Below are 8,506 nucleotides of genomic sequence, written 5' to 3'. Positions count from 1 at the left end.
CCTATACCGGCGTGCAGTTGGTATAGAGAGTGAATAAGGATTGAAAAAGCCTCTGCTATAGGTATAGCAGAGGCTTTTTTAGTTCTATACTTTAGTTAGGTCTTCGGCTACTGATACTTGCTCGGATAGGGAATGCTGCGGGCCTTGATCCGCCCCTTAGTCAACACTATCGCTTCCCCGGCATCGTTGTAGAGCCTGCAGTTGAACACAGCGTCCGTCTCATATTGGTAGATTTTGCTCTTGATGGGCTGGTGTGCTGTCACCTCAAAGCGGCTGCCGGACTGGTCCTGGCTTCCTCTGTTCGTAGACCAATCAACCCCATTAACATCCGTGTACAGAATCACCACTCCGTTTGCATCCCGGTCTGTGGCATCTTTCGCAAAGGGGTACTCGCCCACCTGATACAGACCTTTCTCATAAGAATTATCCGCAGAGCAAACCCGGGCATACCGCTGAATGGTTACCTGGAATGTATCCTTCAGCTTTGTATTGGTTTTACTCACATCATGGTACTTCCCAATGATCATGGTGGCGCGATTTAAACAAAAGCCGTCTCCTGAAGTTTTACCTGTCGAGCCAAAGTTGAAGTAACCATCCTTCCCTTCCCTCAAAACTACCGCTTGTCCATCCAGCTCTGCTTCAATGGCATATCTATCATCCACGCCTTCGCTCAGCGGTTCGTCCTCTTCTTTGTCGCAGCTGCTGAAGCTGAAAGCAGCGAATAAGGCAAGTGTCAGGATTCTCAATGTTTTCATGATGGCTATCAATTTAGTTGGAAGGTATAGATTAACAATTATCTATATACCACAAACTTAATACCACCTTTCCCTGACCAAGTGAAGGGCCTATAGAAGTTTTAAATCGTGCCGGATGAAGTAGTCCAGCGTAAACTTGGGATTGGCCGGGATAGTCGTGTTCTGCTCCGTGCGTAGCACCAGCTCGTAATTCCCTTCATTGAAGGGTTGGTAGAAACTTATATTCGCATCTGAGTAGGGCAGCTGGGTATAATTAACCCCAATAAGCTCGGCCAACTCAGCCATGCTGTAGTCCTGCTCTCCTAATAGCTCGTCGATCGAAATCCCATCAAAATTTCTTTGCTGCAGGTAATCTGCCGCCACGTTCGCTATTTCAGAAGAAGAAATATAGGGCAACCTCAGATCAGGGTGGTAGGGTGTGTTGATGCCCCAGTTCAGGTTCTCGAAGAAGTTGGCGCAGCGCAGGTGCTTCACGGCTATATCTTGCACCTTGCTCAGCTCCTGCTCAAAGCGAATCAGGCTGGTATAGCTCCCACTGCGCTTCAGCGTAGCGTTGCTGATGTTCACCACATGCTTTACCGGGCTATCCTGCAGCAGCCTCACCAGGCGTGCTGCCGCGGCTTCAGGCGTTGCCAGCGCAGTATCCGGAACTGTACAGAACAAGGCAGTAGCTTTGCTGAGGCTATGATGCAGGAAACCGTCGTCGTGGAAATCTCCTTCCAGTAACTCTGCTTTCTCCTCAAAAGCACACAGGTGTGTCGCATCACGCGCCACCAGACCAACCGGTATACCTCTTGCGATGAGCTCTTGCGCTACTTTGCCGCCCAGGTTGCCGGAAGCGCCAAGTACCAGGATATAGTTCTCTGATGTCATACCATTCAGCTTATTTATGCACAAAATTAAGTTCTTGGATGGAAGAGAAGAAAGCCATCAGCTAAAGAGCCAACCAGCACGGATATGCTACAGTTTTACGCGCTCCGCCAGGTCATAGACCGCCTGAACAAATCTGCTCCAGCTAAAGCGCTGCTTATACCTGCTGATATTGCGTGCGTAAGCTTCGCCCTTGCCCGAGGTATAAAAGTCAGCTATAGCCGCTGCTATTGCCTCAGGATACGGTTCTACCACATAGCCCACCTCCCCGTGCGGCACCAATTCTGAAAGCCCTCCTACCCTGGTTACCACCATCGGTTTGTCGAAGTGATAGGCTACCTGCGTCACCCCGCTTTGCGTGGCATGCTTGTAGGGCTGCACCACCAGGTCAGCCGCACAAAAGTAATGGCGCACCTCTGCATTGGGTATAAAATCAGCCCGCAGCACCAGCCGGTCCTGCAGGTCCAGCTTTTGAATCAGCTCCAGGTAGGGGGCGGCATCTTCGTAGAACTCTCCAGCCACTAGCAAGCGGATGTCGGTGCGCCCTTTCAGCGCCGGTTCTGCCATGGCCTGCAGCAACAGGTCCAGGCCTTTGTAGGCGCGGATAAATCCGAAGAAAAGAATGTAGGTATAGCTGGGGTCCAGATCCAAGGCCTGGCAGGCTTCCAGCTTGCTTTCTGCAGCACCGAAGTTATCGTAGAGCGGATGCGGCAGGTATACGTTGGGCTTATCCGGTTCGAAGCGCTCCAGGTCCTGCTGCACAGAACGCGACATGGTCAGGAAACCGTGGCAGGAGCTCAGGAAGTATTTTGTCAAGGGAACATCCCCGGGTCGCTTCTCGTGCGGCACTACATTATCGGTGATCGCCAGCAGGCGGCTATACCTGTTGCGCCGGATGATGCGCGCTATCGTGCCCAGCGCAGGGCCCATAAAAGGCAGCCAGTAGCGGAAAATAACCAGGTCAGGGCGCTGTCTGCGGATATAATTGCCCGTCCGGATCCAGCTGATGGGATTAATGGAATTGATCAGTACGTTGATGGTGAGCCCCGCAGGAGCAGGCTCCTCGCTGTACTGACTCTTGCCCGGAAAAAGAAAGGAAGGATATTGCAGGCTGAAAGTCACGATCTCTACTTCGTCCCCTGCCTCCTGAAAAGCATAAGCCAGGCGCTCATTGAAAGTAGACATCCCCCCGCCTCTCAGCGGATGAGCAGGCCCCACAATCACCACGCGCCTGGCCATTATTTCTTGATTAAGCCTACCCGGTCCCGGATCAGGTATTCGTTCTTTCTGCTGGAAGTCATCGATATCATCTCGGCCAGGAAACCTGCCAGAAACAACTGCACTCCCAGTATGACGGCAACCAGTGACAGGTAAAACAGCGGCTGGTCCACCACATCCCGCACACGACCGTTGGGGTATAGCCCGAAGACCTTCTGCAGGATCAGCCACATGGTAATGCCCAGACCGATAAAAAAGGACAGCGTGCCGAGTGTGCCAAAAAAGTGCATCGGGCGCTTCTTGAAGCGGCTCACAAAGGTAATGGAGAGCAGGTCCAGGAAACCGTAGACGAAGCGTTCCAGGCCAAATTTCGTCGTGCCATACTTCCGCTCCTGGTGCTGTACCACTTTTTCCCCGATACGGGTGAAGCCGTACCACTTGGCCATAACAGGTATGTAGCGGTGCATTTCGCCGTGTACCTCAATACTCTTCACAACCAACTGGCGGTAAGCCTTCAGGCCGCAGTTAAAGTCGTGCAGTTGGATCCCCGACAACTTGCGGGTAGCAGCATTGAATAATTTTGTAGGTATGGTTTTACTGACAGGATCAAAGCGCTTTTGTTTCCAACCTGAAACCAGGTCAAAATTCTGATGCTTGATCATGTCATACAGGGCAGGAATCTCTTCGGGGCTATCCTGCAGGTCGGCATCCATCGTGATCACCACTTCGCCTGCACAGCGTTTGAAACCTTCGTTCAGGGCTGCAGACTTGCCATAATTGCGGTTAAAGCTGATGCCTTTCACCGTATTGTCGTCAGCACTTATCTCGGAGATCACATCCCAGGAGCGGTCAGTGCTGCCGTCATCTACTAAAATAATCTCGTAGGTAAAGCTGTTGGCGTGCATCACACGCTTGATCCAGCGTACTAGTTCAGGCAGCGATTCCTCTTCATTGAGAAGAGGAACCACCACTGAGATATCATAAGGGTATTGCATGTTTTTACTCGAACTCCGGTCGATTGTGCTTCATAATAGCAGAGACAACGAGGGAAATGATAAAGCCGATCACCAGATAGCCGACAATGGACCAAACGAACATCATGACAGGGCTGGAGAAGGACTCACCCATGCTGATGGCCTGCTCTATCTGCTCATCGTCCATGCCTCTTTCTTCTAACTCAATGCGCTGCTTGTCCATCATATTGGTCCGGAAATCAGGATCGATAAAGGAGGTATACACAAACATAAACAGGCCCCCCAGCACACCGAATGCCAGCGAAACCAGCGTACCGAGTCCCAGGCCCTGTCCATAGGACATGTAGCCATAGTTTTGCTTCTTGTAATCCTTCATGGCCATCACCATCGCCCCGATCAGGATCAGGTAGCCCAGTGAGCCTATCCAGCCGCTTACGTCTATACCTGCAATTAGCAGGACAGCGGTGAAAACGACAGAAATCAAGGCACCGATCAGGCCATACTTGAGGGCTACAGATGTTACAGAGGGTTGATTCTCAGCTACAGAGGGTTGGTTCTCAGTCATAGTGTGTTTGTTGATATAAGGTATAACAGTTTATTTTCTAAAAAAAACCGCCGCGACAACTGAAAATATCCCTCCCGCAAACATTCGCCTCACAAAATCATCGGCTGCTAACATACTTGGTGTAATCGAGTCAAGCGCCTGAAAGCCCTGCTCGTAAATGCGCTCGCCCATGATCCGGATCTGCTCTTCTCTTGTCTCCTCCAGCAGCGCTTTGGTCTCGGCAATGTGCTGCTGTACCAGTTCGGGCCCTGCCAGGTAGATCATCAGGTATACCAGCATCGATGTGCAGAGCGCTGTATAAAACGTAACCGCCAGGCTCACCCGCATGCCTTTCCAGAAGCCTACCTCCGCATCATGAAAGCCTTTGAAATATTTCAGGCCCAGGAAAATGAAAACAGGTATAGGTAAGTAACTGAAGCGCCCTGCTTCGCCAAAAGGATTATAGTTCAACAGATACAGCGCCAGCATAATGACAAAACAGGCTAACCCGCATAGCACCCCGTAGCGTACCCCAACTCTTACTATCGTTTGATTCAGCATCTGTGTCTTGCTTCCGGAACAGGTATAGCACCTGAATCGGAATATAGCTATAAATATATTAAAAAGAATGATTCAGTACTAACTGTCCTTTGTTGATAATGCCCACAACTTTTCCGGTGAGTTCCTGCCCCAGGAAAGGTGAGTTTTTGGATCTGGATTTTGTAGCTTCCTGTGTCGGGGTCCACCGCAGTTGCGGGTGGAACAAGGTCAGACAAGCCTGCTCTCCAGTTGCTATATCAGGTATAGGCAGGTGCAGGATGTTACGTGGGGCTATCGTGAACTTTTCGATGAGTGTTTCCAGGGGAAGAGCACCTGCCAGCGCCGTATGGGCTACTGCAAAGGCTGTTTCCAGGTTGATGATCCCAAATTCTGCCAAGTCAAATTCCAGTTTTTTGCTTTCGGTGTCCTGCGGCTGGTGTGCGGAAACTACCGCGTCGATCGTTCCGTCCTGCAGCCCCTGCTTGATAGCGGCGACATCTTCTGCTCTCCTGAAAGGAGGCGCTACTTTGTAGTTGGTGTCAAAAGCAGCCATAGTATCATCGGTATACGCCATCTGATAACTGGCTACGTCGCATGTTACCTGCAGTCCTTCGGCCTTGGCTTTCCGGATGGCTTCTACTGAACCGGCACTCGAGATAAGGGAAAAGTGCAGGCGGCCACCGGTATAGGCAAGCAGCTGCAGATCCCGTGTCACCATTACTTCTTCTGCCAGCGCGGGTATACCTTTCAAGCCGAGGCGGGTGCTCGTCTGCCCTTCATGCATCTGACCATACTCCGTCAGGCGGGCATGCTCCGGACGGTTCATCAGCAACCCGTCGAACAACTGCAGGTATTGCAGCGCCTTCACCATCACATCGGCTCCCTGTACGGGTTTATGGCCATCCGTAAAAGCGACAGCGCCGGCTCGCTGCAGATCGATCATCTCGGTCAGGTCTTTGCCTTGTGTGTCTACTGTTACTGCCCCTGCCGGCAATAGGGTAACCGGTAATCCGGCTGATCGGGAGCGGAGGTAACTAACGGCGCCCTTGCTCTGCACCACTGGTTCTACGTTCGGAAGGCACAGTACATCCGTGAAACCACCTGCGGCAGCAGCAGCTGCCAGCGACTCCAGGTCTTCTTTGTATTCCAGGCCGGGTTCACCCACCGTGGCATACATATCCACCCATCCGGACGAGACACACAGGCCGTCCAGGTCCAGGGTCTGGTCAGCGTCCTGGTGGTCGGTACCTATGTAAGTGATGGTACCGGCATCGATCAGGATGTTCTGGCGTTGTAAATGGAATTCTGAACCGGGGTGATAAATCTGAACTGCTTTGAGAAGTATCTTCATGTTAGAGGAATCTGATTAGCGCAATTTCTGCCATCAAGAAAATCAGACACAATATTAGGCAATATTTCCAAAGCTTAACGCCAAAAAATCGTTTTTCGAATTCTCCCTTCACAGAAAAAGTATCTCCATAGGCATACACATGTACGTTCTCCTGATCCGCTCCTGCAAAATGTTTAAGCTCGGAGGGGCTATACTGCTCCAGAAACGACTCTGACTTGTCGTAGTTGAAGGCAAATGAAGTTACATCTATTTCGTTGAGGCGCAAGGTATAGAATCCGGCCTCTGCCATATCAGCGGGTGTCGTAAAGATGAGCCGGCCACCCCGCACCTGCTGCTCGGGTATGAATTCGGCACTATCTCTGACTAATTTATAAATGCCCTCTCTGCCCCCTTTTTCTACTACCGGTACACTGATAGTACCTCCACTCAGCCTGTAGGCGATCTGCTGCTCCTGCCTGTAACTGCTGATGGCTAACCGGTACATGACCGGTACAAAGAGCGCATGACTAATCAACTCATTCTGAGCCTCCTGCAGCGGGGCGGCCATCAGGTATACCTGCCCTTGTCCTCTGTCAAACCGTGAAAGAAACGGAGCGCCCCCTCTATACTTCAGGATATCGGACGAAGAACGCGACCATACCAGGCTTCTGACAGCTGCCGGCATCTGCATTTTGGTATCATAATCCGAAAAGATACTTCTGAAGAAAGGATTGCTCTGATCCGGAGCCAGCAGTGCCGTCCTGGGCGCATTGGGAGCAGTGGCAGTATAAGATGCCGGTATAGCCAGTGCCTGCATCAGGGCCGTATAGCTGCTGCTTTGGCTGGAAGTACCCGGTATGACCACTACACTCCCACCTCCCTTCACAAAGTCTGCTATGGTGGACACAAGAGTCGATGGAATCTCTTCCAGCCCCTGCAGCACGATCAGGTCGGAAGTACCTAACCGGGAGTAATCGATGTTTCCGGTTGTAAAACGTGTGGTCTGAAAGAGCGGCTCATTGCTGTAAAGCCTTTGCAAGGGACTGCTGACACTGTTGGTCACTTCCGTGATCTTAATATTACCGGAAGGAGCCAGCACAAAATAATACGCATTGTCGAATTCGACCGGATAATCCTCTACCAGAATATAGGCTTCTTTTACGCCTCCTCCACGAGAGCTGAAACCAATCATTGCATCAGTAGCCTGATTAGGCGGCAAGTCTATACTTAGGGCAGCGATCTGCTCCTCATTGATGACAAGCTTTACAGGACAATCTTCAATGGCATTATCGCCGGCATTGTAGAGGCGCACGTGCAGCACATTCTCTCCATTCGATCTGATAAATTCATCTTCCAGGTAAACAGAATCAACAAATACATTGGACGTACTCTCTGCTCTCAGAGGAACCAGGTGATACTGTTTGGTACTATCCAAATGATCCAACATAGCCGGTTGAAAAGAGCTTCGTTGAAAATCAGATAATACAAAGACATGTTCGGAAGAAGGAGCAGCAGGATACAAGGTCACCAGCGGAGGGATAACAGGGCGTGCAGAATAATCGAGTACATCCAGGGCAGTGACGGCTTCAGTAGCTGACACAGTTGCAGCCCGGCTGCTATTCACGTTCGAATTGATACTGATGGCAGCAGTTGAAGGAAATAAATTCAAAATCTGCTTCGCCTGATCAACGGCAACGGTTAATAAAGACAGGTCCTCTTCCTCATGGAGGTTCTGCATACTCAGGGAATTGTCTACAGCAATGGTGACCTGCGATGTATCGGTAGGCGCGCCGGCTTCTGATGCAGGCAGAAAGGGTTGAGCAAAAGCCAAGACAAGAAATATGATAAAGAATATCCTGGAGATAAGTATCAGGACTTCTTTCAGATTCCGCTGACTGGCTGTCAAATCTTTTGACACCTGAATGAACTGCACATTACTGAACTCCACTCTCTTGGCGCGCCGCAACTGAATCAGGTGCAGTATAACAGGTATAGCAATTGCTGCAAGTGCCAGCAGGAAGGATGGGTACAGAAAGCTCATGCAAACAAGTTAGACAGGAAGAAGATTAAATGCAACGTACCAGACACATAATCACATACGCTCAGGAGCAGAAATAGATAGAAGAAGGAGGAAATGACTTCCTTAACAGGTCTACCACGCCTTCATTTAGAAGCCTCTAGCTTCTCCACAAGACTATCTTTCTCAGAGTCCTTCGCTTCCCTTCCCTGCTTCCTCCTGCTGTTCATCATCTTCTTCCCGGGCCAGGGAGGGGGT

8 protein-coding genes are annotated in these 8,506 nt (G+C 50.7%); all 8 read right to left on the bottom strand.

Features of this window, described 5'->3' with window-relative positions; all coding sequences use genetic code 11:
* Nucleotides 1–107: 107 nt before the first annotated feature.
* Nucleotides 108–755 (bottom strand): hypothetical protein, encoded by a 648-nt coding sequence (locus OB13_RS07510; RefSeq protein WP_461489540.1) that lies wholly within the window; start codon nucleotides 753–755, stop codon nucleotides 108–110.
* A 90-nt stretch (nucleotides 756–845) separates the two neighbouring features.
* Nucleotides 846–1,628, bottom strand: coding sequence for an NAD(P)H-binding protein (locus OB13_RS07505; RefSeq protein WP_461489539.1), 783 nt, complete (start codon nucleotides 1,626–1,628; stop codon nucleotides 846–848).
* Nucleotides 1,629–1,715: 87 nt separating this feature from the next.
* Nucleotides 1,716–2,864, bottom strand: coding sequence for a glycosyltransferase (locus OB13_RS07500; RefSeq protein WP_461489538.1), 1,149 nt, complete (start codon nucleotides 2,862–2,864; stop codon nucleotides 1,716–1,718).
* Nucleotides 2,864–3,838 carry a glycosyltransferase family 2 protein gene (locus OB13_RS07495; RefSeq protein WP_461489537.1) on the bottom strand — a complete coding sequence of 325 codons (975 nt, stop codon included), beginning with the start codon at nucleotides 3,836–3,838 and terminating at the stop codon, nucleotides 2,864–2,866. The genes OB13_RS07500 and OB13_RS07495 overlap by 1 nt, the downstream gene beginning before the upstream one ends.
* A 4-nt stretch (nucleotides 3,839–3,842) precedes the next feature.
* A complete protein-coding gene (locus OB13_RS07490; protein WP_461489536.1) occupies nucleotides 3,843–4,382 on the bottom strand; it encodes a DUF4199 domain-containing protein in 540 nt (179 codons plus the stop codon).
* Between the two features lie 30 nt (nucleotides 4,383–4,412).
* On the bottom strand, nucleotides 4,413–4,922 hold the full coding sequence (locus tag OB13_RS07485) for a DUF4199 domain-containing protein (RefSeq protein ID WP_461489535.1): 510 nt from the start codon (nucleotides 4,920–4,922) through the stop codon (nucleotides 4,413–4,415).
* Between the two features lie 58 nt (nucleotides 4,923–4,980).
* Nucleotides 4,981–6,252 (bottom strand): dihydroorotase, encoded by a 1,272-nt coding sequence (locus OB13_RS07480; RefSeq protein ID WP_461489534.1) that lies wholly within the window; start codon nucleotides 6,250–6,252, stop codon nucleotides 4,981–4,983.
* 1 nt (nucleotide 6,253) lies between these two features.
* Complete coding sequence (locus OB13_RS07475; RefSeq protein WP_461489533.1) at nucleotides 6,254–8,272, bottom strand: BatA domain-containing protein; 2,019 nt, start codon at nucleotides 8,270–8,272, stop codon at nucleotides 6,254–6,256.
* Nucleotides 8,273–8,506: the final 234 nt, after the last annotated feature.

Source organism: Pontibacter sp. HJ8, from assembly GCF_054824225.1.
Note: the sequence above shows the minus strand (reverse complement) of the source record. Positions and strands in the feature narration are given on the sequence as shown.